Here is a 21,496-nt window from a genome sequence, read left to right as displayed (position 1 = left end):
TTATACAAACTCTCGAATGAAGCGGCCGTGGCGCGTGACATAGAGCCGCGCGGGGCTTTCAAAGGGCAATGACGGATCACCTATCATGAATTTTGTGACATCTTCGAGAACCGTGCGCGTGATTTTCGGCATGTTCAGACCGGAAAGGCCTGTCATGTCAAGCCATTGCACATCGTGCAATTCTTCGGAATCCCGGATTAGCCGGGTATCCAGCCGCAATTCGTCGGCATAACAGCAAAAGAATCGCGTGTCGTAGCGCCTGATATTGCCGGGCGGGGTGATGGCGCGTGCCACATAGCGGAAACAGGAAAGGTCCGGACCATCAGCATCCAGCCCCATATCCACGCCGGTTTCCTCGACAAGCTCGCGCGCAGCGGCAAGCGCCAGCGCCCTCGCGCCTGCAACGCTCAGGCGGCGCGAGGCCGAGGCGGTGAGGCGGTCGAGGACTGCGGGGTGCAGGTCGCCGGAAAAGGGAAGCGCGTGGTCGCGTGGATCACGTTTGCCGCCGGGAAATACGTAAGCGCCGGGCATGAAGACATGGGCATGGCTGCGCTGGCCCATCAATACGCGGATTGCCGGGCCGGAACGGTCGAGCAGAATGATGGAGGCGGCATCCCGCGGCCGCAGGGGCGGGCTCGCAACCTCGGCACTCTTGCGGGGTTCGGTCACGCGCACGTTGCCGCCTGTCGTCAGTGGGAGGAGCCGTCTATCTGCACTGTCGGCTGCTTTCCGTCAAAGCCATGCATGCGCAGAGCCCATTGCAGGCCGATGACGCCGCCCTTGATCGGTTGCAGCGTCAGGAGCGCAGCCAGAATGGTAATCGGCACCCAGATGGCGAAATGCACCCACATGGGAACAGGGAACACCATATCCGTCATCATGAAGCCGCCAACGGCGATATGGCCGATAATGACGATGGAAATATAAGGCGGCAGGTCGTCGGACCGATGGTGGTGCATTTCCGCGCCGCAGGCGGCGCAATTGTCCACCGGCTTCAGAAAGGCACGAAACAGGCGGCCACCGCCGCAGGCCGGGCAGCGGTTCGCCATGCCGCGCATGATCGAACGGCCAAGCGGCCGCTCCGCGCTATTGTCTCCGAAGGTGACCGTTTCCGAGCCCTGATGTGCACTCATCCTTAAGTCCTTCTTCCGTTCTTTCAACCGCCTGCCGCGGTGTTGTTAACGTCGTCCTCTGGGCGGCCTCGTTCCCGGCCTGGTGCCGGGACGCGATGTCCGCCGGCCCGCCTTGTGGAACGACCGCGAGCCGACCGGCATCTTGCGCCCGGGGCTCAGCATTTCGAAACGCAGCGCGCCCGCCAGAGGCACTGCTTCCGCAAGCCGTACCTGAACCGTGTCGCCAAGTTGGTAACCGAGACCGGTCTTTTCCCCCGTCAGAGCCTGATGGGCTTCATCATAGAGGAAATAGTCTGTTCCGAGTGTAGATATAGGAACAAAGCCATCAGCGCCAAACTGCGGCAGCGCGACAAATAGTCCCGCCTTGGTGACACCGGAGACGCGGCCGTCGAATTCTTCACCCACCCGTTCGGACAAATGATGTGCGATCAGCCGGTTGATGGTGTCGCGCTCGGCCGCCATGGCACGCCGCTCGAAGGTCGAGATTTCGGCGGCGATATCGTCGAGCGTCGCCTCTTCCTGTGGGGTGATGCCGCCTTCGCCGAGCCCCAGCGACCCCACCAGCGCCCGATGGACGATCAGGTCGGCATAACGGCGGATCGGCGAGGTGAAATGCGCGTATTTCATCAGGTTGAGGCCGAAATGGCCGATATTCTCGGGGCTGTAGATCGCCTGGCTCTGGCTTCGCAGCACCATTTCATTGACCATGATCTGATGCGGCGTATCGAGGGCGCGCGCCAGAATGCCATTGAAGGAATTGGCGCGCATGGCCACGCCCTTGGCCATGGAAATGCCGATGGTGCCGAGGAATTCGCGCAGCACCTCCTGCTTGGAGAGCGTCGGTGCGTCGTGTACGCGATAGACCAGCGGCTGCTTTTTCTTTTCCAGCGTCTCGGCGGCGGCGACATTCGCCTGGATCATCATTTCCTCGATCAGCTTGTGCGCATCGAGACGTTCGGGAATGACAACCTTGTCCACCGTGCCGTCGGGCCTGAGCTGAATCTTGCGCTCGGGCATGTCAAGTTCCAGCGGCTGGCGGCGGTCGCGGCCACGCTTCATTACTTCGTATGCGTGCCACAATGGCTTCAGGATCGGCTCCAGCAGCGTCCCGGTCTTGTCGTCGGGCTTACCGTCGATCGCAGCCTGCGCCTGTTGGTAGGACAGCTTGGCAGCACTCTTCATCATGATGCGATGGAAAGTATGGCCCGCCTTGCGGCCTTCCTTGGAGAAGGTCATCCGCACCGCAAGCGCGGGACGGTCGACGCCTTCCTTGAGCGAGCAGAGATCGTTGGAGATACGCTCCGGCAGCATCGGCACGACACGATCAGGGAAATAGACCGAGTTGCCGCGCTTCAGCGCCTCGCGGTCGAGCGGAGCGCCTGATCGCACATACCAGGAGACATCGGCGATGGCGACTGTGACGATGACACCATCCGGATTGTCGGGCGAGGGGTCCGGTTCGGCATAGACCGCATCGTCATGGTCCTTGGCGTCGGCCGGATCGATGGTGATGAGCGGCAGGTCGCGCCAGTCCTCGCGGTGCGACATGGTCGCAGGTTTGGCGGCATCCGCTTCAGCCAGCACATTCGGCGGGAAAATATGCGGAATACCATGGGAATGGATGGCGATCATCGAGATCGCCTTTTCCGAGGCGACCGAGCCGACGACGGAGAGAACCTTGGCCCGCGTCAGGCCGTAACGGCCGCTGTTGCGCGAGGTTTCCACCTCGATCAGGTCGCCGTCCCTGGCATCGCCGACGCCATCAGGGTCGATCACCATTTCTTCGCCGCGCCGGTCGATCGGCATCAGCCGTCCGCCGCCGCCTTCCGTCTGCTTGAACACGCCGAGCAGCGCGTTCTGGCGACGATCAATCAGTTTTACGACGCGGGCCGTATATGCCGGGCCGACGCTGTCTTTCGAGGGGAAGATTTTTGCCAGAATACGGTCACCGAGACCGGCTGCCGGGGCCTTCTTGCCGCGATCCTGCGAAGACTGGCGGATCAGCACGGCAGGTGCAGCACCCATATCCTCCGGCCATTCCGCCGGACGGCCGATCAATTCGCCGTCCTTGTCGCGGGTGGTGATGTCGAGAACCGTCACAGGTGGCAGACCGCCCGGCCGCGTCAGCGACTTGCGGCTCTTGTGCACCATGCCATCGACTTCAAGTTCCTTCAGCAGCGCTTTCAGAACAATACGGTTTTCACCCTTCAGCCCGAAAGCCTTGGCGATCTCACGCTTGGAAGCCTGCTGCGGATGGTCCGCGATGAATTTCAGCAGCACTTCGCGGGAAGGCACCTCGCCATGGATGATGCCTTCACCTTCACTCACCCGTTTGCCGCGCCCGGTGCGTCCGAAACCGTCGCTGGCGGAACCCTGTCTCTGACGCGGCGCCTTGCTCACTCTGCTGCCTTCTTGGGTTTGGCCGCTGCCTTCGGCTTGGCGGCCGCTTTGCTCTTTGTTGCCGCCTTGGCCTTGGTGGCTTTCGGCTTCGCCGCCGCATCGCCATCGGCCTTCTTGGCGGCAGGCTTCTTGCCCTTGGCAGGCTTGCCGCCGGTGCCGGTCTTGGCGATGCGCTCGGCGATGAGCACCAGTGCCTCGTCCAGCGTCACCGAAACCGGGTCCTGACCCTTCGGAATGGTGGCGTTGACCTTGCCCCAGTTGACGTACGCGCCATAACGTCCGTCGCGCACAGTGATCGCGCCGCCATCGGGATGGTCGCCCAGTTCCTTCAGCGCCGCCGGCGTGCCGCTGCGGCCGCGTCCCGGCCCCTTGGCCTGCTTTTCGGCAATGACGGTGACGGCCCGGTTGAGGCCGATCGAGAACACATCCTCGATGCTTTCGAGGTTCGCATAGGAACCGTCATGCAAAAGGAACGGCCCATAGCGGCCAAGTCCGGCAGATATCATCTTGCCGGTTTCCGGATGTTTGCCAATATCGCGCGGCAGGTTGATGAGCGCCAGCGCCTTTTCATGGTCGATATCCTCCGGCTTCCAGCCCTTGGGCAGGGAGGAACGCTTGGCCTCCTTGCCGTCGCCGCGCTGGATATAGGGTCCGAAACGGCCCGACCGCAACGTCAGCTCTTCACCAGTCATCGGATCGGCGCCGAGAGCCTTCGGCTCGTTCGAGGCCGCAGCTTCGGCTTCCGAACCGTCGGAGGTGAGCTGGCGGGTGTAGTTGCATTCCGGATAGTTGGAGCAACCGACGAAAGCGCCGTATTTGCCGAGCTTCAGCGAAAGATTGCCGGTGCCGCAAACCTGACAGATGCGCGGATCCGAACCATCCTCGCGCTTGGGGAAGACCAGCGGCGCCAGAACCTCATTCAGCGCATCCAGCACGTTGGTGACGCGCAATTCCTTGGTATCTTCGATCTGCGCGAAGAAATCCTTCCAGAAATCGCGCAGCACCTGCTTCCAGTCCAGTTCGCCCGCGGAAATACGGTCGAGCTTTTCTTCCAGCGCGGCTGTGAAGTCATATTCGACATATTTGGAAAAGAAGCTTTCGAGGAAAGCCGTCACCAGCCGTCCGCGCGAATGCGGAATCAGCTTGCGCTTGTCGACGATGATATATTCACGGTCGCTCAGCGTCTTCAGCGTTGCCGCATAGGTGGAGGGGCGGCCGATGCCGAGTTCTTCCATCTTCTTGATGAGCGAGGCTTCCGAATAGCGCGGTGGCGGCTCGGTGAAGTGCTGGCTGGCATTGATCTTCTGCTTGGCGAGATTTTCGCGCGCATTGATCTGCGGCAGACGGCCTTCATCGTCACCGTCGTCGCTCTGCTCGCCATCTTCCTTCTGGTCGGTATAGGCGGCGATGAAACCGTCAAAACGGATCACCGATCCGACAGCGCGAAGCCCGGCCTGTTCCCCGTTCTTGTCCGCCAGAATTTCCACAGTGGTCCGCTCGATTTCGGCGGACGCCATTTGGCTGGCGATACCGCGCTTCCAGATCAGGTCGTAAAGACGCAGCTGATCGGCATCGAGATAACGTTTCACCTGATCCGGCGTGCGGTTGAAATCGGTCGGGCGGATCGCCTCGTGCGCTTCCTGAGCGTTCTTGGCCTTGGTGGAGTAGAAACGCGCCTTTTCCGGCACGTAGCGGTCGCCAAACTGCTCGCCGATGGCGCTGCGGGCAGCATCGATTGCTTCCGGGGCCATCTGCACACCGTCGGTACGCATATAGGTGATCAGACCAACGGTCTCGCCGCCGATGTCGATACCTTCATAAAGCTTCTGCGCCACCTGCATCGTCCTCGAGGCGCCAAAGCCCATGCGCGAAGACGCGGCCTGCTGCAGCGTCGAGGTGGTGAAGGGCGGGCCGGGATTACGCTTGACGGGCTTTGCCTCGACCGTGTCGACAACATAGGTCGCGCCTTCCAGCAGCACCTTCAGCCGGTTTGCATCTTCGCCGGTCTTGATCCCGCGGCTTTGCAGCCGCTTGCCGTCGGCCGAAACCAGCTTGGCTTCGAACTCGTCACCGCGCGGTGTCTTCAAAAGCGCGCTGATGTTCCAGTATTCCTCGGAGATGAAGCGTTCGATCTCGGACTCGCGGTCGCAGACGAGACGCAGCGCAACCGACTGCACGCGGCCGGCCGAGCGCGCGCCCGGCAGCTTGCGCCACAGCACCGGCGACAGGTTGAAGCCGACGAGATAATCGAGTGCACGGCGGGCGAGATAGGCATCCACCAGCGGCACGTCGATGTCGCGCGGGTTCGCCATGGCGTCCAGTACCGCCTTTTTGGTGATGGCGTTGAAGACCACGCGCTTCACCGGCTTGTCGCCGAGAACGCGCTTCTTCTTCAAAAGATCGAGAACGTGCCATGAAATGGCTTCACCTTCGCGATCCGGGTCGGTTGCGAGAATGAGGCCGTCAGAGTCTTTTACCGCGTCGGCAATATCCTTCATGCGCTTGGCGGATGCGCTATCAACCTCCCAGGACATTTCAAAATCCTGATCGGGCAGCACCGATCCGTCCTTGGCAGGAAGGTCTCTGACGTGGCCAAAGGATGCAAGAACCTTGTAGCCCGAACCAAGATACTTGTTGATCGTCTTGGCTTTGGCAGGAGATTCTACGACAACGACATTCATATTGTTTTTCTCTGGAACTGGTCCGTTAACATAGCCGGATCACGGAGGAAGGCCGCAACAAGGCTTCTTTATAATTCGACATGGACAGGTAATGCCCGCGGGTCAAGAGGCAAGCCCGATTTTATCGCTTCCGGGTTCTTGCAACCTATGGATAATCTATTGTTGTATTGCAATCTTTGGTAAATTGGTTATGATGACCAACATCATTTGAGTCTACTTTATTGCTCTTCGTTTCAGACGAAATTCCCAGGATAAATATATGGTCCCGAACGCAACAAACAATAATGCCGACAACGAAGGGACCAGAGAGAACTTGGCATACATTCGCCAGATGCTGGCGGAGCTGCGGCAGGTCGCGAACCGTGAGGGCGCCGATATGCTGTGTTATCTGATCGAGATGGCCTATGTCGAAGTCGGCGATATCCAGAGCGGGCGGCGCAAGCTGTCAATCCGCGAGGAGCGAAACCCGTCCCCCGGCATGCCGGTTTAGTCGGCCGGCGATATCGAGTTCCAAAAGCACCATATGAACGGTGGCGGCGGAAAAACCCGTGTGGCGGATGATGTCGTCTGTTTCGACGGGCGAAGGGCCGAGTGCGGCGGCAATGATGCTGCGCTCATCGTCTCCGGGTGGTGACATTTCTTCTTCCGATCGCGGTTCCTCGATCTTTCGGTCATAGGGCAATTGCGGCTCCATGAGTGGTCGCAGTGCTTCGAGAATGTCCTCCGCGCCCGTGGTCAACATCGCGCCTTCCTTGATCAGCCGGTTGGTCCCTTCGCAGCGCGGGTCGAGCGGGGAGCCGGGTACGGCGAAAACCAGCCGACCCGCTTCACCGGCAAGCCGGGCTGTAATCAGCGAACCGGAACGCTCTGCCGCCTCCACGATGACAACGCCAAGCGAGACGCCGGCAATCAGCCGGTTGCGGCGGGGAAAATCCCGGGCGCGCGGTTCCCATCCGAAGGGCATTTCGCTGATCGTCGCGCCGCCTTGATCATAGATATCCTGCAAAAGCCCGAAATTTTCCTGCGGGTAGGGTCGGTCGAGACCACCCGCCAGCATCGCCACCGTGCCGGTTGCAAGGCTTGCCCGGTGCGCTGCCGCATCGATGCCGCGTGCAAGGCCAGAAGCGATCGTATAACCGGCCCGGCCGCAATCGCGTGCCAGCATCGCGGCGAATTTCGCGCCGTTGATGGAGGCGTTGCGCGAGCCGACGATGCCGACGCAGGCTCTTGTTGCGGCGGTTGCCGATCCCTTCATGGCGACCAGCGGCGGCGCGCCATCCAGCTGTCGCAGGGCAGGTGGGTAATCCGGCTCGCCGATGCCGACAAACCGGGCGCCGAATCTTTCAGCCGTTTCGATTTCGCCTTCCGCCTCTGCCTGCGTGGCGATGCGTGGGCTGCGTGAGGAGCCGCCGCGCCGCGAAAGCTCGGGCAGGGCATCCAGCGCCTTTTCAGCGCTGCCGAAATGATTGATGAGTTCGCGAAAGGTAACGGGGCCGATATTGTCGCTGCGGATCAACCGCAGCCAGGCAACCCGCTGCCGCGCGGAAAGCTCTATGCCCTGCCGTGTCGTTTCCTCATGCGGCATGGCGTATCCTCAAGATGGGGTTCAGCCCTTTTGACCGATCCTGCTTTCGGTGCCCGCCAGCAGGCGCGCGATATTCTCGCGGTGTTTCCACCATGAAATCACGCTCAGCAGCGTTACCAGTAGCGCCGTCTTTTCAGGTCCAAGCACCCAGAGCGCTACAGGAATGATCAGCATGGCCAGCAGCGCCGACAGTGAGGAGTAGCGGGTGATGAAGGCGGTCGCGAGCCAGACCAGCGCGAAGGCCAGCATCATCAGCGGTGCGGCGCCCAGAAGCACGCCGATATAGACGGCCACGCCCTTGCCGCCCTTGAAGCCGAGCCACACCGGAAACAGATGGCCAAGAAAGGCGAAGAAACCGGCCACCAGCGAGGCTTCGTAACCCCACAGCGCATTGGCAACCAGCACTGCCGCCGTGCCCTTCAGCGCATCGAGCAGCAGGGTTGCGGCGGCGAGCTTCTTGTTACCGGTGCGCAGCACGTTGGTCGCGCCGATATTGCCCGAACCGATCTTGCGCACGTCGCCCAGCCCCGCCATGCGGGTGAGAATGAGACCGAAGGGGATGGAACCGAGCAGATAGCCGATCAGCGCCGCAAGCGCGAGCAGGGCAGGCGCCGTCTGCCAGTCAGTCAAAGCACTCATTCAAACGTCCCCTCTGTCGCGCCGTCAGCGTGATCTCTGTTGGTGATCTTATGCCAAGGAATGAACGGCTTTGCCAGCCACATAAGTGGCGACAGCGCGGCCGCTGAAACGGGCATCTTCGAACGGCGTATTCTTGGATTTCGACACCAGCTGGTCGCGCGCAACCAGCCATGGCTCGTCAATATCGATCAGGGTGATATCGGCTTTCGCACCGACTTTAAGCGTTCCGGCGTCGAGTCCGAATATCTTCGCCGGGCGGGTGGAAAGCGCATCGATCAGCCGCATCAGCGGAACCTCGCCGCTGTGGTGGAGACGCAGCGCCGCCGCCAGCATGGTTTCCAGCCCCACCGCGCCGCTTGCCGCATCCGAAAACGGCAGGCGCTTGGTGTCGACATCCTGCGGGTCGTGGGAGGAGACGATGATATCGATGGTGCCGTCCTTCAGCGCGTCCACCATGGCCTTGCGGTCGTCTTCGGCGCGCAGCGGCGGGGAAAGCTTGAAGAAGGTGCGGTATTCGCCGATATCGTTCTCGTTGAGCGTCAGGTGATTGATCGAGATGCCGCAGGTGGCTTTGACGCCCCGCTGCCGGGCAAGGCGGATCGCCTCTGCCGATTCCGGCACGGAAATCTTGGCGGCGTGGTAGATCGCCTGCGTCAGTCCGGCAATGCGCAGGTCGCGCTCCAGCGGAATGATCTCGGCTTCCTTGGGGACGCCCGAAAGACCGAGCCAGCTCGCGAAAAGCCCCTCATTCATGTCACCGCCGCCGATATATTTGTCACGGGTCTCAAGCGCGATGACAGCACCCAGTTCGCGCGCATAGGTCATGGCGCGGCGCAGCACCAGCGTATCGGAAAGCGCCTTGCGACCATTGGTGAAGGCAACCGCACCGGCTTCCTTCAGCATGCCGAATTCGGTCATTTCCTCGCCGTTGAGGCCCTTGGTCAAGGCCGCTGCCGGATGGACATTGACGAGCGCCTTGTCGCGCGCCGTCTTCTTCACATATTCGACCAGCGCGATATCATCGATAACAGGGTCTGTATCCGGCATGACGATGATGCTGGTAACGCCGCCGGCCGCTGCCGCGCGTGAGGCGGACTCGATCGTTTCGCGATGCTCGCCTCCGGGTTCGCCGACGAAGACGCGGGCATCCACCAGACCGGGAACGGCCAGCAGACCCTTGCAGTCACGAACCGTCGCCCCTTCGGGAGCGCCCTGATTGTGAGCGTCCTTGCCTGCCGCCAGAATGGTGCCGTCCGCACCGATGATCACGCTGCCGGTCTCGTCGAGATCACGGGAGGGATCGACAATGCGGAGGTTTTTGAGAACGGTCACGGCACTCATACGCGCTCACCCTGATTTTGCGAGACAAGCAGGGTTTCCATCACGGCCATGCGCACGGCAACCCCCATTTCCACCTGACTTTCAATCACGCTCTGCGGACCGTCGGCCACTTCGGAGGCGATTTCCACGCCACGGTTCATCGGGCCGGGATGCATGACCAACGCATCTTCCTTCGCCGCCTTCAGCTTTTCTGCATCCAGACCGTAATAATGGAAATATTCGCGCACCGAAGGCACGAAGGAACCGGACATGCGCTCGCGCTGCAGGCGCAGCATCATCACCACATCGGCATTCTTCAGCCCTTCCTTCATGTCGTGGAAGACTTCCACGCTCATGTCGCGAATGCCGGAGGGAAGAAGCGTGGCGGGGGCGACGACGCGAACGCGCGCGCCCATCTGGTTGAGCAGGATGATGTTGGAGCGCGCAACGCGCGAATGCAGCACATCACCGCAGATCGCCACCGTGATGCCTGATAGTTCGCCCTTGGCGCGGCGGATGGTCAGCGCATCCAGCAGCGCCTGCGTCGGGTGCTCATGTTGGCCGTCGCCGGCGTTGACCACGGAGCAGGCAACCTTCTGCGCGAGAAGGGCTGCGGCACCGGCGGAAGAGTGGCGCACCACCAGCACGTCCGGGCGCATGGCGTTCAGCGTCATCGCCGTATCGATCAGCGTTTCGCCCTTCTTCACCGAGGAATTGCCGACCGACATGTTCATCACGTCCGCGCCAAGGCGCTTTCCGGCCAGCTCGAAGGAGGATTGCGTGCGCGTCGAGGCTTCGAAGAACAGGTTGATCTGTGTCAGGCCGCGGAGCGTCGAGGTCTTTTTCTCGCGCTGGCGGCTGATTTTCACCGCCTCGTCGGCCTTGTCGAGAAGCAGGGTGATATCCTGATGGGAAAGCCCCTTGATGCCAAGGAGATGGCGATGGGGGAAGAAGACCATGCGGTTTGCCTCCTGACGGGCGTCGCATTTTCCCGTGAAAATGCCCGGAACGCCCGAATGCTGATCCGTGCGCTGCCATTCGCCGTAAACACGCCTCAGGAGCGCCGCGGAATTCGGTCTTGCGCTCTATAGAGACTGCATGGTCACGGGGCAAGCGCCCGCAACCCCGGAAATGAAAACACGGCAATGTTTCCCCAGTCTCGACAGACGAGGGAACTGCGCAAACAGTGGTTCCGTCGTGACCCGGCGTCGGAGAATGCCGTGTTTCCTCAAGAGCGCCTGCTCGTCATCGGAGACTCAGCCGAAAACTTTCGGCTGCGCGGCACCGCCTCCGGCTTCCTGCTATTGCTCGGTCTTGCCGGAAACGTGTTTGGCATTCTCTAGGTCGGATAACTAAATCAGGTTACGCCTGAAAAATGCTGAAAGCGGGGGTTTAATCGTCTCAATCGCTTCCTGTGGGTGGAATTATGCAATATCACCCCACTATGCAATTCCAGTACAAAACAGCTAGAAGCAGCGGATGACCCAGAATTCCCGGACAGAAGAATCGCTCGCCGAACTGAACCAGCCAAGCCTCTGGTCCGGCATCAATGCCTATCGTTCCGATCCGCTGATCGTCGACCTCACCTCTGGTCTGTCACGTAACCTGAGGGACGAGTTCGACCAGCTCGGCCGCTACGTCACCTCGCATGAGGCGCAGGAACTGGCGCGCATGGCCAATCAGGGCGTGCCGCAGCTGCACACCCACGGCCCGCGCGGCGAACGTCTCGACCAGGTGGAGTTTCATCCTGCCTGGCACGCGCTGATGCGCCGTTCCATGTCGTCAGGCCTGCATTCAAGCGTCTGGGAAAATTCTCCCGATACGCGCGGCAATGAACACAAGGCCCGCGCGACGAAATTCTACCTGACGTCTCAGCTCGAGGCAGGGCATCTCTGCCCGCTGACCATGACCAGCGCTTCCGTCGCCGCCATCATGACATCGCCGCGGGTGCAGAAGGAGTGGATGCCGAAAATCCTGTCGCGCAAATATGATTCCGCGCAAAAACCGGCCCTGCAGAAAACCGCCGTCACCATCGGCATGGGCATGACGGAAAAGCAGGGCGGCACGGATGTTCGCGCCAACCGCACCACGGCCGAGCGGGTGGGCGAGGGCATCTACCGCCTGTCCGGCCATAAGTGGTTCCTCTCCGCGCCGATGAGCGACGGTTTCGTCATGCTGGCCCAGATGGGCGACGGTATGGGTTGCTTCCTCGTGCCGCGTTATCTGGAGGACGGTTCAAAGAACGGTCTGCATTTCCAGCGCCTCAAGGACAAACTCGGCAATCGCTCCAATGCGTCAGCCGAAGTCGAGTTCACCGATGCCTTCGGTTATCTGCTGGGCGATCCCGGAAGCGGTATCCGCACCATTCTCGACATGGTGACGCTGACGCGTCTCGATTGCGCGCTGGCATCATCAGGCATGATGCGTGCCTCGCTCGCTGAAGCCGTGCATTTCGCCCGCGGACGCTCGGTCTTCGGCAAGATGCTGGTCAGCCAGCCGATCATGACCCGCGTTCTCGCCGACATGGCGCTGGATGTAGCTGCCGCGACAGCACTTTCCTTCCGGCTGGCGACGGCCTTCGATGCGGCCCGCAACAATCCGGCTGAAGCCGCTTATGCGCGGGTGATGACGCCGATCGTGAAATACTGGTGCTGCAAGATTGCGCCCGCCCTCATCTATGAGGCGATGGAGTGCCTCGGCGGCAATGGCTATGTCGAAGAACGGCCGATTGCCCGCCACTATCGTGAAGCGCCGGTCAACGCCATCTGGGAAGGCTCCGGCAACGTCATGGCGCTGGATGTGCTGCGGGTTCTCCAGCGTGGCAAGGACCTGTTCGATCTCGTCTTCCAGACGTTGGAACGGGACCTCGGGCCAGCCGGCAAGAAGACCACCGACGTGCTGCGCGCGGCGATCGCCCTTGCCGAACGCGACGAAGGAGCGGCCCGCCTCTTGGTGGAGCAGTTTGCGCTTGCGGCCGCTGCCGCCGAGCTTTGCCGCCTGGGTGCCGGCAAGATCGCCGATGCCTTCCTCGAAACCCGTCTTGCGGGTGGCTGGCGGCACACTTACGGCATGCTCGATTCCCGCTTCGATCCGAACTATATAATTGATCTCCTTTATCCGCCTGCTTCCTGATCGACGTATGCGGATGAAGGTTTAGCAGTCCCGGCGGGAGGGGTCTCGGATTTGAAAAATAGCAATGGCGTCAGGCGTGTTCTGATCTGTCGTGACACTTTCGCGTGTCGATGCGCGGTAAGGGAAGGCGGCTGCCAATGCTGACCTTTCGCTCCGCCCGAACTGAGGACGAAGGCGCGCTTTACGCCATAAGCCTTGCCACCGGTGATGCCGGGCAGGATGCCACGCCGCTTTATAATGATGGCCGCATGGTCGGGCATATCTATTCCGTGCCGTATCTGCATCTTTGGCCCGATGCCGTTTTCGTGGCCGAGGACGAGGAGGGCGTCTGCGGCTACATCGTCGGCGCTCTCGATACGGCCTTGCACGAAGAGCGGCTGGAGCGGGAATGGTGGCCACATCTGCGCACCCTTTACCCCGATCCCGGCGGCGACCAGCAGACATGGGACGCCGACGAGCGCCGCGCCCATTTCATCCACCATCCGCGCCGTACGCCAACCTGGCTTACCGATCCGTTTCCGGCCCATATCCACATGAACCTCTTGCCGCGCACGCAAGGCAAGGGCGGCGGCACCCGGCTTCTGTCCCGCTGGCTTGATATGGCCAGACAGAACAACGTTTACGGCATCCACCTCGGAGCCAGCGAACGCAACCATGCGGGCATGCGCTTCTGGGAAACACGCGGCTTCAAACGTCTGGAGAGCCACGAAACGCCTGGTAGTGTCTGGTTTGGCATGGCACTGGAGTGATATTGGCAGATTATGCCAATTGGTGTTATTGCTAGGCGCAAATGAAGTCCGCTGGAGGTTCCTATGCCAACGCGTAACGTCGTCCTGACACAGCATCACGAAGAGATCATAGACGGGCTCGTCAAATCTGGCCGCTATCAGAATGCGAGTGAGGTGCTACGGGAAGGCCTGCGGATGATAGAGCGTCGCGAGCGCCTTGAGACGGTCAAGCTTGAAGCGTTGAGGGCGGCCGCGCAACACGGCTTCACCGATATTGCCGAGGGACGTTTTGTGGACGTTGCAGATGATGGGCTTGATGACTTCATTTCCGCTTTGGGACGTAAAGCGCAAGCCCGTTTCGCCAAGCCAGACAGCGATTGACGATGTATCGTCTGTCCGAGGCGGCGCAGTCGGATATATTGGAAATTCTCGTTTGGACACACGAGACTTTCGGACCGGCTGCAAGATTACGTTATGAGAAATTACTTGTGACTGCCCTGCGTGACGTTGCACTCGATCCGCTTCGTCCGGGAACGAATACTCGCCCCGAGTTGATCGGGAATGTGCGCAGCTACCACCTGCGTTATAGCCGGGAACGGGCTAGGAACGAGACCGGTCTTGTTCGAAATCCGAGACATTTTTTACTCTACCGTATGCTGAAACCCGGTCTGATTGGGGTCGGCCGCGTACTCCATGATTCGATGGAGGTCGAGCGCCATCTTCCGGCCGACTATGGCGATAACCCAATTGACGATTGACAGGACGTAGGAAGTCTTTGCCGTGTATGGACGCAGGGGGTGAGTATGGTTGACGTCATCCACAGGAACCTGCTTCCCATCCGCGGTGCCACATTGTTCTTCCCTTCATGCTTTGTTAACCCGTTGAGGAAGGCCTTTCAGAAAACGGGAAGACAACCATGCTGGCGACCGCAGAGGCGATTTCAGCCGACAGACCGGAAAAGCGCATCAAGGATCGCGCTGCGACTGAGAAGGCGATCTTCAACGCCGCGCGGTCGCTGCTTGCAGAGGAAGGCTTTCAGGGCTTTGGCATCAATGCGGTTGCCCGCCGCGCCGGCTGCGACAAGCAGCTGATCTATCGTTATTTCGGCGGCCTTGACGGTTTGATCGAGGCGATCGGCGAGGATCTCGGTTCCTGGGTGAAAGATCGTATCCCAGAAGACACCGGTGGGATGTTCCTTCTGACCTATGGCGACCTCATGGAGAAGCTTGCGCTTTATTTCATGGATGCGCTGCGCAGCGACCCGCTCGTCTGCAAGATCATCGCCTGGGAAGTGTCGGATGGCTCGCCGCAGGTCCGTCAGCTGGCCGAAGCCCGCGCCAAGTCGCTGGGCAAATGGCTGGAACGCATGCGTGGTTCACTGGCGGCTCCGAAGGGTGTGGATACCGCCGCCGTTAATGCCGTGCTGTTCGCCGCCATCCAGCACCTCGTCATTTCCGCTGCCACCAGCGGCCAGTTCGCCGGTGTACCGCTGAAATCCGAGCGGGACTGGGAGAAGATCACCACGGCCGTCAAAAGGCTGGTGCGTGGCGTTTACGGCTGAAACCGCTGCCGGGGTGGGGGAGACCGCAATCCCGGCGCAAGCGCGGCATTAAAGAAAAATCAGCCATGTTCTTGCCGGACCGGCAACCGCCACGGCGTCTGACCGTTCACGCAGATACACGTTTTCCACATGCCGGCCGTTCGTCGTTAACCATAATGACAGCTTTCATTTGCGTCGTCATAGCTGCGGGTCCAGTGTGAGTTAACGAAATGTTAACCATGCGCAATGACTGCGCATAAGGGAGCCGCAAGTGAGCCGCTGGACAGCTTTGGGCGTCATGACGACGTTTTTTGTGATGCTGCCGTTGGATATCGACGCGCCGGCGCTGAACCTCTGCCTGATGGCAGCGGTGCGCTGGGCGGTGCTTGCCGGCGTTCCCGATACGGTTTTTGCGCGGGGGCAGGCGGCATGAAGTGGTTTCTGATCCTCTGGGCAGGCCCCGTCGCATTGCTGGGCAGCTGGTACTGGCTTTCCTATTACGACATGAGCTTCGGCTTTTACATGCTGACGCGTGAGACCCATGATCTGGTATTCCAGATTTACGGCAATATTCTCGGCCTGCCGCCGGAAAGCCTGCCGCCGTTGGTGGCGCGCGCCATTGTGGTGGACAGCCTGATCGTGTTTGCCATCCTCGCTTTCCGCAAGAGGAAGCAGATTGCTGCCTGGTGGATGGGCCGTCAGTCGACCGCGCGGGCGAGTGCCGAAAGCCTGTCCAGCGCGCCTTGAAGGATGAAGCTTGCGGCGGCCGAATCGATGCGTTCGGCCCGCTTGGCGCGTGAGACATCCATCTCCAGAAGTGCACGCTCGGCCGCGACCGTTGAAAGTCGCTCATCCCAGAAAATAAAGGGCAGGGCCGTTTTTTCACCCATGGTGCGCACAAAGGCGCGTGTTGCCTGCACGCGGGGGCCGGCCGAACCGTCCATGTTCATCGGCAACCCGATGATGAAGGCGGTTACCTTCTCCTTTTCGGCGAAGGCCAGCAGCACTTCGGCATCCCGTGTGAATTTCACCCGTTTGATGACGGGACGCGGCGTTGCGAAACGCCGCGACAGGTCCGACATGGCAAGCCCGATGGTCTTCGTGCCAAGGTCGAGGCCGGCAATCGCCTGTGTGGGCTGAAGGGTTTCCGCCAGTTCCTCGATGGTGAGTATCGCCATGTCGTGTGCTGCCTTTATCGTTTGCGGACGAATTCAGTGCGCAGCACCAGACCCTTGACCGCATCATGCCTGCAATCGATCTCTTCCGGATTTCCGGTGAGACGGATGGACTTGATGACGGTGCCCTGCTTGATGACAGTGCTGGTGCCCTTGACCTTCAAATCCTTGATCAGGGTTACGGAATCGCCATCTTCAAGCACATTGCCCGCCGCATCGCGCACTTCATTGGCGCGCGCCGCCTCTGCTGCCAGTTCTGAAGCCGGCCGCCATTCGCCGGTTGCCTCGTCATACACGTAATCGTCATTATCTGCGGCCATTGTCGCCTCTCTGAAATATCGGTAGTGCGGTTCTTCAGGCTGTTTCCAGAGAACGTCCGTTTTCAACGGAAACGTGAGACCCGCTCTAGACCTTTGATTTTACGCATTTTCCAGACGTAAAACCGCTACGCACTTTTACTGGAAATGCTCTATGTCATACTACACCGGCAATACAAAGGAGAAGTTCCCATGAAAATCACCTGGCTCGGCCATTCCGCCTTCCGCCTCGAAAACGGTAGCGCGAAGATCCTCATCGATCCGTTCTTCACCGGCAATCCCGGTTTTGCCGGGCAGGATGGGAAGACGGCGGCCGAAGGCATCACTCATATTCTCCTGACCCACGGCCATGGCGACCATGTCGGCGATACCGTGCAGCTTGCCCGTGAGACGGGCGCGACTGTGCTGGCGAATGCTGATCTTGCCGCCTGGCTTTCCGCAAAGGGTGTCGCGAAGGTCGATATGGGCAATACCGGCGGCACGGTGCATTTCGATGGTTTCTCGGTCACCTTCACCAATGCGCTGCATTCCTCCGCCCAGATCACCGAAGATGGCGTCTCCCATTCGCTCGGCAACGCCAATGGCCTGATGCTGCATTTCGAAGACGGCCCGGCCGTCTATCACATGGGTGACACCGATATCTTCTCCGACATGAAACTCATCAATGAACTGCACCAGCCGGATATCGGCCTGGTGCCGATCGGTGACCGCTTCACCATGGGCGGGGCGGTGGCTGCACTTGCCTGCCAGCGCTTCTTCAAGTTCCAGAACGTGCTTCCCTGCCACTACGGTTCCTTCCCGATCATCGACCAGACGCCGGAGAAATTCGTGGCCGGCATGGAAGGCTCTGAAGCCCGTGTTCACACGCCTAAGGCAGGTGATACGCTGTCTTTCTGACATTTTGCCTGCACATGTCGCGATTGCAAAACCGCCACACAGTTTGACGCGACATGTTTTCTACCGTTGCGAATGGCGGACATGGTGATTATAGCGGGTAGGAAAATTCTGACCGGAGTAGAACCATGTCCGTCGATCTCGCCACCGTAAAGCGCGTTGCGCGCCTTGCCCGTATCGCTGTCAACGAAGAAGAAGCACAGAATATGCTCGGGCAGCTGAACGGCATACTCGGTTTCGTGGAGCAACTTTCGGAAGTGAATGTCGATGGCGTCGAGCCGATGACGTCAGTGACCCCGGTGGACATGAAGAAGCGCGCCGACGTGGTGACCGACGGCAACAAGGCGGAAGACATCGTCGCCAATGCGCCTGCGACCGACCGGGACTTCTTCATGGTCCCGAAAGTGGTCGAATAAGCGACCGCCGTTTGCCGCCTGATTTTTCCGAGATTTTCGAAAGCCGTTGCCGACCATGACCGACCTGACGAGCCTTACCATTGCCGAAGCCAGCGAAAAGCTGAAGGGCAAAGAATTTTCCGCCTTGGAGCTGACCGACGCCTATCTTTCCGCCATCGATGCGGCCAACGGCGCGCTGAACGCCTATGTCGCCTTGACGCCTGAAAAGGCGCGCGAGATGGCGAAAGCCTCTGATGAACGCATCGCCGCCGGCAAGGCTGGCGAGCTGGAAGGCGTTCCGCTTGGTGTGAAGGACCTTTTCGCCACCCGCGACGTGCACACGCAGGCGTGTTCGCATGTTCTCGACGGCTTCAAGCCGAAATACGAATCTACCGTCACCCAGAACCTCTGGGATCAGGGCGCTGTCATGCTCGGCAAGCTCAACATGGACGAATTCGCCATGGGCTCGTCCAATGAAAGCTCCTGGTACGGCCCGGCCATCAACCCGTGGCGCGCCAATGGCTCCGACCAGAAGCTGGTGCCAGGCGGCTCCTCCGGCGGTTCGGCAGCAGCCGTTGCCGCGCATCTCTGCGCCGGCGCCACCGCGACTGACACCGGCGGCTCCATTCGCCAGCCGGCGGCCTTCACCGGCACCGTCGGTATCAAGCCGACCTATGGCCGCTGCTCGCGCTTCGGCATCGTCGCTTATGCTTCCTCGCTTGATCAGGCAGGCCCGATCGCCCGTGACGTGCGTGACGCCGCAATCCTGTTGAAGACCATGGCAAGTGTGGATGCGAAGGACACGACCTCCGTCGACCTGCCGGTGCCGGACTACGAAAAGGCCATTGGCCAGTCGCTCAAGGGCCTGAAGATCGGTATTCCGAAGGAGTATCGCGTCGACGGCATGCCGGAAGAGATCGAAAAGCTCTGGGCCAAGGGCGTCGAGTGGCTTCGCGATGCCGGTGCCGAGGTGGTCGATATCTCGCTGCCGCACACCAAATACGCGCTTCCCGCCTATTACATCGTCGCGCCGGCAGAGGCCTCGTCCAACCTTGCCCGTTATGACGGCGTGCGTTACGGCCTGCGTGTCGACGGCAAGGACATTGCCGACATGTACGAAAAGAGCCGCGCGGCCGGTTTCGGCAAGGAAGTGCAGCGCCGCATCATGGTCGGCACCTACGTGCTGTCGGCCGGATATTACGACGCCTATTACCTGAAGGCGCAGAAGGTCCGCACCCTCATCAAGCGCGATTTCGAAAATGTCTTCCATGAGGGTGTCGACGCCATTCTGGCGCCGATCACACCATCTTCCGCCTTCGCTGTGGGTGACGAGGAACTCGCGTCCGATCCGGTGAAGATGTATCTGCAAGACGTCTTCACCATCACCGTCAACATGGCCGGACTTCCGGGCCTTTCGGTTCCGGCCGGCCTTGACGGCAAGGGCCTGCCGCTCGGCCTGCAGCTCATCGGCAAGCCTTTCGAAGAAGAGACGCTGTTCAAGACTGCACATGCCATCGAGCAGGCCGCAGGCAAGTTCACCCCCGCCAAGTGGTGGTGAGAGGCCTCAAACTCAGAGAAATGAACAAAGCCGACCGCGATGCGGTCGGCTTTGTCGGTTTTGCCGCATGGCGTTCCGGTGAGGCCTTCGATGGTAGCTATCTCGATCCTGATGTCATTGAGCGGGTGAGGGGCGAATTCGAAAGCTTCGCCAAGTCACCGACGGGTGATGTTGTCGTCGCTGAAGTGGAAGGCGTTGTTGCCGGCTGGGGCGCATGTGATGCTGTACCGCATCACATTTCCGATCTCTGGGTGGACCCGAACTGGCAAGGCAAGGGGATTGGCAAGGCCCTGATCCTTTATTTTCTGGACAGGATGCGCACACAGGGCCTGCTGCTTGCCACCATCGACACCCATGCCAGAAACAGCGCCGCCATCGGTCTCTACGAGCGTTGCGGATTTGAGATCGTCTGGCGCGGCATGGAATGGTCCGACATCATGAAAGTCGAACTCGAGAAGGTAAAGCTAGAGCGCAGGCTCTCGCCATAACCCGCTTTTGCGGCCGCAACTGCTTCTCGGCGAAATGCCGGGCGACAGCATTGCCGCCGCCCGTCTCTTTTTATCGATTATCCAGCTCACCCCGCACGAGTTCCAGCCCGCGCGTGGTGATGCGGTAAGGTTTGCCGCCGGAAGAGGCGATTGCTCTCTTCCGTTTCAGTTTGCGGAAGGTGAGGAGATCGAGGCCGCTGAAAATCCAGCCGTCGCGCGTATAGAGCGCAATTTTTTCGATTTTGCGGGTATCGTCTCGAACGAGTTCAATTCTGCCGCCCTGGGCGAGCAGGTGAAGAATGCGCTGTTCGGCGCGGGAAATGTCCATTTTTGGAAGTCCGGTCGGCGTCATATAGACGCGTGAAAGCAAACCCGGGTGCCGTTAAGGCATCCGGCTCGGTTTCAGCATGGCCCGGCGCGCAAGAAACTTGCGGGCAGGGCCGTTACCGGGACTCCGATTGAGCGAACATAAAAACTCCTGACTTGCGCTTTTTCGTTAGCGGGCCAGGCCATGGCGGTCAATTCCGGCGTGTTGTTCGCATCCGTTGCCATTTTTACGGTTGTGCAGATGGACACCGCCCTTAAAGCTGCGCTGGCCGAATCACGCGGCCGGTGCTTTACTTCTTGCGGCCATGGAGGGCGCGGCTTGATCGTCATTCGCAATGCGCTTGAGCAGGAAGCGGAGGCCTTGGCTGCCATCGGCCTCAGGGCCTGGCGGCAGGCAACCGCCGCACTCGGCATCACCGCGACGCTTTATGACAACGCGGCAAGTGCCTTTTCCAATTTCACCCGCTCCTCATGGCTGGCCATCCGGGTAGCGGAGTCCGGTGGCTCGGTTGCCGGATGGGCGGCGCGGGAACATTTTGACGAGACGATTTCAGATTTCTGGATCGATCCGGATTTTCAGCGCCGGCGGGTCGGCAGTCTCCTGCTGGCTGATATTGAACGGCTGATAGTGGATAAGGGCTTCGAAACCATCCGGCTTGAAACCCATGCCCAGAACGAACCGGCCGTCGCTTTTTTCCGCCACCATGGCTATAGCGTCCGCTGGCTCTCCGTTTCCTACGCGCCGAAGCTCGATCGCGATGTGCAGTCGGTCGGTCTGCAAAAGCAGCTTGTCGAGATCGAGAACGGTGTTTACGGCACGGAGTTCTGAGCAAGGGTTATCAGCCGCATCGGCCAGTTCGGCATGATGATCACGGATGTGATGAGGCCGGCGTGCACGATCATGATCGCTGGCAGGATGCTGCGGAACGGTTCCTTGCGCGTTTTATGCCGCAGGAGGTGCTGAGCCGAAATCGCACCGATGCTGCCGCCCAGGAAGGCGAGCCACAACAATGTGCTCTCGCGAATGCGCCAGCCGCCATTTCTCGCCGCCTCCTTGTCCCACCAGTAGACGAGAAAAACGAAAAAATTGAAGGCGATATAGATCAGGAAACCGAGGGCGATTGTCGTCATGGCCTGAATTGAATTCGAGAAGCGTAAAAAACCCGTGTCCGGCGAGGCCGAAA

26 protein-coding genes are annotated in these 21,496 nt (G+C 60.3%); 14 read left to right on the top strand and 12 right to left on the bottom strand.

Annotated features, from left to right (window positions below; translation table 11 throughout):
- The 4 genes from AKG12_RS08720 to topA are packed head-to-tail and all read right to left on the bottom strand — an operon-like array spanning nucleotide 1 to nucleotide 6,214.
- Nucleotides 1–669 carry an NUDIX hydrolase gene (locus AKG12_RS08720; protein WP_052818529.1) on the bottom strand — a complete coding sequence of 223 codons (669 nt, stop codon included), beginning with the start codon at nucleotides 667–669 and terminating at the stop codon, nucleotides 1–3.
- 20 nt (nucleotides 670–689) lie between these two features.
- Nucleotides 690–1,133, bottom strand: a complete 444-nt coding sequence (locus AKG12_RS08715; RefSeq protein ID WP_052818528.1) for a DUF983 domain-containing protein — start codon at nucleotides 1,131–1,133, stop codon at nucleotides 690–692.
- Nucleotides 1,134–1,178: 45 nt separating this feature from the next.
- On the bottom strand, nucleotides 1,179–3,533 hold the full coding sequence (gene rnr, locus AKG12_RS08710; RefSeq protein ID WP_046800294.1) for a ribonuclease R: 2,355 nt from the start codon (nucleotides 3,531–3,533) through the stop codon (nucleotides 1,179–1,181).
- The gene (gene topA, locus AKG12_RS08705) at nucleotides 3,530–6,214 is read right to left on the bottom strand and encodes a type I DNA topoisomerase (protein WP_052818527.1); all 2,685 of its coding nucleotides are present in this window, start codon (nucleotides 6,212–6,214) and stop codon (nucleotides 3,530–3,532) included. Before topA ends, rnr begins: the two co-directional genes overlap by 4 nt.
- A 259-nt stretch (nucleotides 6,215–6,473) precedes the next feature.
- Between topA and AKG12_RS08700 the strand changes: the two genes are divergently transcribed.
- The gene (locus AKG12_RS08700; RefSeq protein ID WP_046800292.1) at nucleotides 6,474–6,704 is read left to right on the top strand and encodes a hypothetical protein; all 231 of its coding nucleotides are present in this window, start codon (nucleotides 6,474–6,476) and stop codon (nucleotides 6,702–6,704) included.
- Here AKG12_RS08700 and dprA read toward each other — a convergent pair.
- The 4 genes from dprA to AKG12_RS08680 are packed head-to-tail and all read right to left on the bottom strand — an operon-like array spanning nucleotide 6,660 to nucleotide 10,717.
- Nucleotides 6,660–7,799 (bottom strand): DNA-processing protein DprA, encoded by a 1,140-nt coding sequence (gene dprA / locus AKG12_RS08695; protein ID WP_052818526.1) that lies wholly within the window; start codon nucleotides 7,797–7,799, stop codon nucleotides 6,660–6,662. The genes AKG12_RS08700 and dprA overlap by 45 nt on opposite strands.
- A 21-nt stretch (nucleotides 7,800–7,820) precedes the next feature.
- Nucleotides 7,821–8,438, bottom strand: coding sequence for a glycerol-3-phosphate 1-O-acyltransferase PlsY (plsY, locus tag AKG12_RS08690; protein WP_052818525.1), 618 nt, complete (start codon nucleotides 8,436–8,438; stop codon nucleotides 7,821–7,823).
- Nucleotides 8,439–8,486: 48 nt separating this feature from the next.
- Nucleotides 8,487–9,779 (bottom strand): dihydroorotase, encoded by a 1,293-nt coding sequence (locus AKG12_RS08685; RefSeq protein ID WP_052818524.1) that lies wholly within the window; start codon nucleotides 9,777–9,779, stop codon nucleotides 8,487–8,489.
- Nucleotides 9,776–10,717 (bottom strand): aspartate carbamoyltransferase catalytic subunit, encoded by a 942-nt coding sequence (locus AKG12_RS08680; RefSeq protein ID WP_003502441.1) that lies wholly within the window; start codon nucleotides 10,715–10,717, stop codon nucleotides 9,776–9,778. Before AKG12_RS08680 ends, AKG12_RS08685 begins: the two co-directional genes overlap by 4 nt.
- A 261-nt stretch (nucleotides 10,718–10,978) precedes the next feature.
- On the opposite strand from AKG12_RS08680, the gene AKG12_RS30990 reads away from it, so the two are divergent.
- From AKG12_RS30990 to AKG12_RS08645, 8 genes are all read left to right on the top strand, one after another.
- Nucleotides 10,979–11,101, top strand: a complete 123-nt coding sequence (locus AKG12_RS30990) for a hypothetical protein (RefSeq protein ID WP_263647295.1) — start codon at nucleotides 10,979–10,981, stop codon at nucleotides 11,099–11,101.
- A 136-nt stretch (nucleotides 11,102–11,237) separates the two neighbouring features.
- A complete protein-coding gene (locus AKG12_RS08670; protein ID WP_046800287.1) occupies nucleotides 11,238–12,890 on the top strand; it encodes an acyl-CoA dehydrogenase family protein in 1,653 nt (550 codons plus the stop codon).
- A 137-nt stretch (nucleotides 12,891–13,027) separates the two neighbouring features.
- Nucleotides 13,028–13,639 carry a GNAT family N-acetyltransferase gene (locus AKG12_RS08665; protein WP_052818523.1) on the top strand — a complete coding sequence of 204 codons (612 nt, stop codon included), beginning with the start codon at nucleotides 13,028–13,030 and terminating at the stop codon, nucleotides 13,637–13,639.
- A gap of 63 nt (nucleotides 13,640–13,702) precedes the next feature.
- Nucleotides 13,703–13,999, top strand: coding sequence for a type II toxin-antitoxin system ParD family antitoxin (locus tag AKG12_RS08660; RefSeq protein ID WP_052818522.1), 297 nt, complete (start codon nucleotides 13,703–13,705; stop codon nucleotides 13,997–13,999).
- Nucleotides 13,996–14,376, top strand: a complete 381-nt coding sequence (locus AKG12_RS08655; protein ID WP_052818521.1) for a type II toxin-antitoxin system RelE/ParE family toxin — start codon at nucleotides 13,996–13,998, stop codon at nucleotides 14,374–14,376. The genes AKG12_RS08660 and AKG12_RS08655 overlap by 4 nt, the downstream gene beginning before the upstream one ends.
- Nucleotides 14,377–14,534: 158 nt before the next feature.
- On the top strand, nucleotides 14,535–15,179 hold the full coding sequence (locus tag AKG12_RS08650) for a TetR/AcrR family transcriptional regulator (protein WP_046800284.1): 645 nt from the start codon (nucleotides 14,535–14,537) through the stop codon (nucleotides 15,177–15,179).
- Between the two features lie 250 nt (nucleotides 15,180–15,429).
- Nucleotides 15,430–15,591 (top strand): hypothetical protein, encoded by a 162-nt coding sequence (locus tag AKG12_RS30200; RefSeq protein WP_156316037.1) that lies wholly within the window; start codon nucleotides 15,430–15,432, stop codon nucleotides 15,589–15,591.
- Nucleotides 15,588–15,905, top strand: coding sequence for a DUF6105 family protein (locus tag AKG12_RS08645; protein ID WP_052818520.1), 318 nt, complete (start codon nucleotides 15,588–15,590; stop codon nucleotides 15,903–15,905). The genes AKG12_RS30200 and AKG12_RS08645 overlap by 4 nt, the downstream gene beginning before the upstream one ends.
- Here AKG12_RS08645 and ruvX read toward each other — a convergent pair.
- Nucleotides 15,857–16,336 (bottom strand): Holliday junction resolvase RuvX, encoded by a 480-nt coding sequence (ruvX, locus tag AKG12_RS08640; protein WP_052818519.1) that lies wholly within the window; start codon nucleotides 16,334–16,336, stop codon nucleotides 15,857–15,859. The two genes, AKG12_RS08645 and ruvX, sit on opposite strands and share 49 nt — an antisense overlap.
- A gap of 14 nt (nucleotides 16,337–16,350) precedes the next feature.
- Complete coding sequence (locus AKG12_RS08635) at nucleotides 16,351–16,653, bottom strand: alkylphosphonate utilization protein (protein WP_052818518.1); 303 nt, start codon at nucleotides 16,651–16,653, stop codon at nucleotides 16,351–16,353.
- A gap of 189 nt (nucleotides 16,654–16,842) precedes the next feature.
- On the opposite strand from AKG12_RS08635, the gene AKG12_RS08630 reads away from it, so the two are divergent.
- The 4 genes from AKG12_RS08630 (at nucleotide 16,843) to AKG12_RS08615 (ending at nucleotide 19,985) form a co-directional block, all read left to right on the top strand.
- Nucleotides 16,843–17,547 (top strand): metal-dependent hydrolase, encoded by a 705-nt coding sequence (locus AKG12_RS08630; RefSeq protein WP_052818517.1) that lies wholly within the window; start codon nucleotides 16,843–16,845, stop codon nucleotides 17,545–17,547.
- A 125-nt stretch (nucleotides 17,548–17,672) separates the two neighbouring features.
- Nucleotides 17,673–17,960 carry an Asp-tRNA(Asn)/Glu-tRNA(Gln) amidotransferase subunit GatC gene (gatC, locus tag AKG12_RS08625; RefSeq protein WP_045015982.1) on the top strand — a complete coding sequence of 96 codons (288 nt, stop codon included), beginning with the start codon at nucleotides 17,673–17,675 and terminating at the stop codon, nucleotides 17,958–17,960.
- A 55-nt stretch (nucleotides 17,961–18,015) separates the two neighbouring features.
- On the top strand, nucleotides 18,016–19,497 hold the full coding sequence (gene gatA, locus AKG12_RS08620) for an Asp-tRNA(Asn)/Glu-tRNA(Gln) amidotransferase subunit GatA (RefSeq protein WP_052818516.1): 1,482 nt from the start codon (nucleotides 18,016–18,018) through the stop codon (nucleotides 19,495–19,497).
- A gap of 20 nt (nucleotides 19,498–19,517) precedes the next feature.
- Nucleotides 19,518–19,985: a GNAT family N-acetyltransferase gene (locus AKG12_RS08615; protein WP_052818515.1), complete on the top strand. Its 468-nt coding sequence runs from the start codon at nucleotides 19,518–19,520 to the stop codon at nucleotides 19,983–19,985.
- 70 nt (nucleotides 19,986–20,055) lie between these two features.
- Here the strand turns inward: AKG12_RS08615 and AKG12_RS08610 are convergent, their stop codons facing one another.
- Entirely contained in the window at nucleotides 20,056–20,313 is a 258-nt protein-coding gene (locus tag AKG12_RS08610; RefSeq protein ID WP_046800374.1) for a YjhX family toxin, read from the bottom strand.
- A gap of 318 nt (nucleotides 20,314–20,631) precedes the next feature.
- On the opposite strand from AKG12_RS08610, the gene AKG12_RS08605 reads away from it, so the two are divergent.
- Entirely contained in the window at nucleotides 20,632–21,141 is a 510-nt protein-coding gene (locus AKG12_RS08605) for a GNAT family N-acetyltransferase (RefSeq protein WP_052818607.1), read from the top strand.
- Here AKG12_RS08605 and AKG12_RS08600 read toward each other — a convergent pair.
- Nucleotides 21,123–21,443 (bottom strand): DUF1294 domain-containing protein, encoded by a 321-nt coding sequence (locus AKG12_RS08600; RefSeq protein ID WP_052818606.1) that lies wholly within the window; start codon nucleotides 21,441–21,443, stop codon nucleotides 21,123–21,125. The genes AKG12_RS08605 and AKG12_RS08600 overlap by 19 nt on opposite strands.
- Nucleotides 21,444–21,496: the final 53 nt, after the last annotated feature.

The sequence above is a fragment of the Agrobacterium sp. SUL3 genome, from assembly GCF_001263295.1.
Lineage (GTDB): Bacteria > Pseudomonadota > Alphaproteobacteria > Rhizobiales > Rhizobiaceae > Agrobacterium > Agrobacterium tomkonis.
The sequence above is the reverse complement of the archived record's forward strand: the minus strand, read 5'-3'. Positions and strand labels throughout refer to the sequence as shown.

What these genes read in the sequence shown, in the direction of transcription:
- AKG12_RS08650 (WP_046800284.1), top strand. Translation starts at nt 14,535, where the DNA reads ATGCTGGCGACCGCAGAGGCGATTTCAGCCGACAGACCGGAAAAGCGC.
- AKG12_RS08610 (WP_046800374.1), bottom strand. Translation starts at nt 20,313, where the DNA reads ATGGACATTTCCCGCGCCGAACAGCGCATTCTTCACCTGCTCGCCCAG.
- AKG12_RS08645 (WP_052818520.1), top strand. Translation starts at nt 15,588, where the DNA reads ATGAAGTGGTTTCTGATCCTCTGGGCAGGCCCCGTCGCATTGCTGGGC.
- AKG12_RS08635 (WP_052818518.1), bottom strand. Translation starts at nt 16,653, where the DNA reads ATGGCCGCAGATAATGACGATTACGTGTATGACGAGGCAACCGGCGAA.
- AKG12_RS08660 (WP_052818522.1), top strand. Translation starts at nt 13,703, where the DNA reads ATGCCAACGCGTAACGTCGTCCTGACACAGCATCACGAAGAGATCATA.
- topA (WP_052818527.1), bottom strand. Translation starts at nt 6,214, where the DNA reads ATGAATGTCGTTGTCGTAGAATCTCCTGCCAAAGCCAAGACGATCAAC.
- gatA (WP_052818516.1), top strand. Translation starts at nt 18,016, where the DNA reads ATGACCGACCTGACGAGCCTTACCATTGCCGAAGCCAGCGAAAAGCTG.
- ruvX (WP_052818519.1), bottom strand. Translation starts at nt 16,336, where the DNA reads ATGGCGATACTCACCATCGAGGAACTGGCGGAAACCCTTCAGCCCACA.
- AKG12_RS08685 (WP_052818524.1), bottom strand. Translation starts at nt 9,779, where the DNA reads ATGAGTGCCGTGACCGTTCTCAAAAACCTCCGCATTGTCGATCCCTCC.
- gatC (WP_045015982.1), top strand. Translation starts at nt 17,673, where the DNA reads ATGTCCGTCGATCTCGCCACCGTAAAGCGCGTTGCGCGCCTTGCCCGT.
- AKG12_RS08680 (WP_003502441.1), bottom strand. Translation starts at nt 10,717, where the DNA reads ATGGTCTTCTTCCCCCATCGCCATCTCCTTGGCATCAAGGGGCTTTCC.
- plsY (WP_052818525.1), bottom strand. Translation starts at nt 8,438, where the DNA reads ATGAGTGCTTTGACTGACTGGCAGACGGCGCCTGCCCTGCTCGCGCTT.
- AKG12_RS08715 (WP_052818528.1), bottom strand. Translation starts at nt 1,133, where the DNA reads ATGAGTGCACATCAGGGCTCGGAAACGGTCACCTTCGGAGACAATAGC.
- AKG12_RS08700 (WP_046800292.1), top strand. Translation starts at nt 6,474, where the DNA reads ATGGTCCCGAACGCAACAAACAATAATGCCGACAACGAAGGGACCAGA.
- AKG12_RS08630 (WP_052818517.1), top strand. Translation starts at nt 16,843, where the DNA reads ATGAAAATCACCTGGCTCGGCCATTCCGCCTTCCGCCTCGAAAACGGT.
- AKG12_RS08670 (WP_046800287.1), top strand. Translation starts at nt 11,238, where the DNA reads ATGACCCAGAATTCCCGGACAGAAGAATCGCTCGCCGAACTGAACCAG.
- AKG12_RS08600 (WP_052818606.1), bottom strand. Translation starts at nt 21,443, where the DNA reads ATGACGACAATCGCCCTCGGTTTCCTGATCTATATCGCCTTCAATTTT.
- dprA (WP_052818526.1), bottom strand. Translation starts at nt 7,799, where the DNA reads ATGCCGCATGAGGAAACGACACGGCAGGGCATAGAGCTTTCCGCGCGG.
- AKG12_RS08615 (WP_052818515.1), top strand. Translation starts at nt 19,518, where the DNA reads ATGAACAAAGCCGACCGCGATGCGGTCGGCTTTGTCGGTTTTGCCGCA.
- AKG12_RS08665 (WP_052818523.1), top strand. Translation starts at nt 13,028, where the DNA reads ATGCTGACCTTTCGCTCCGCCCGAACTGAGGACGAAGGCGCGCTTTAC.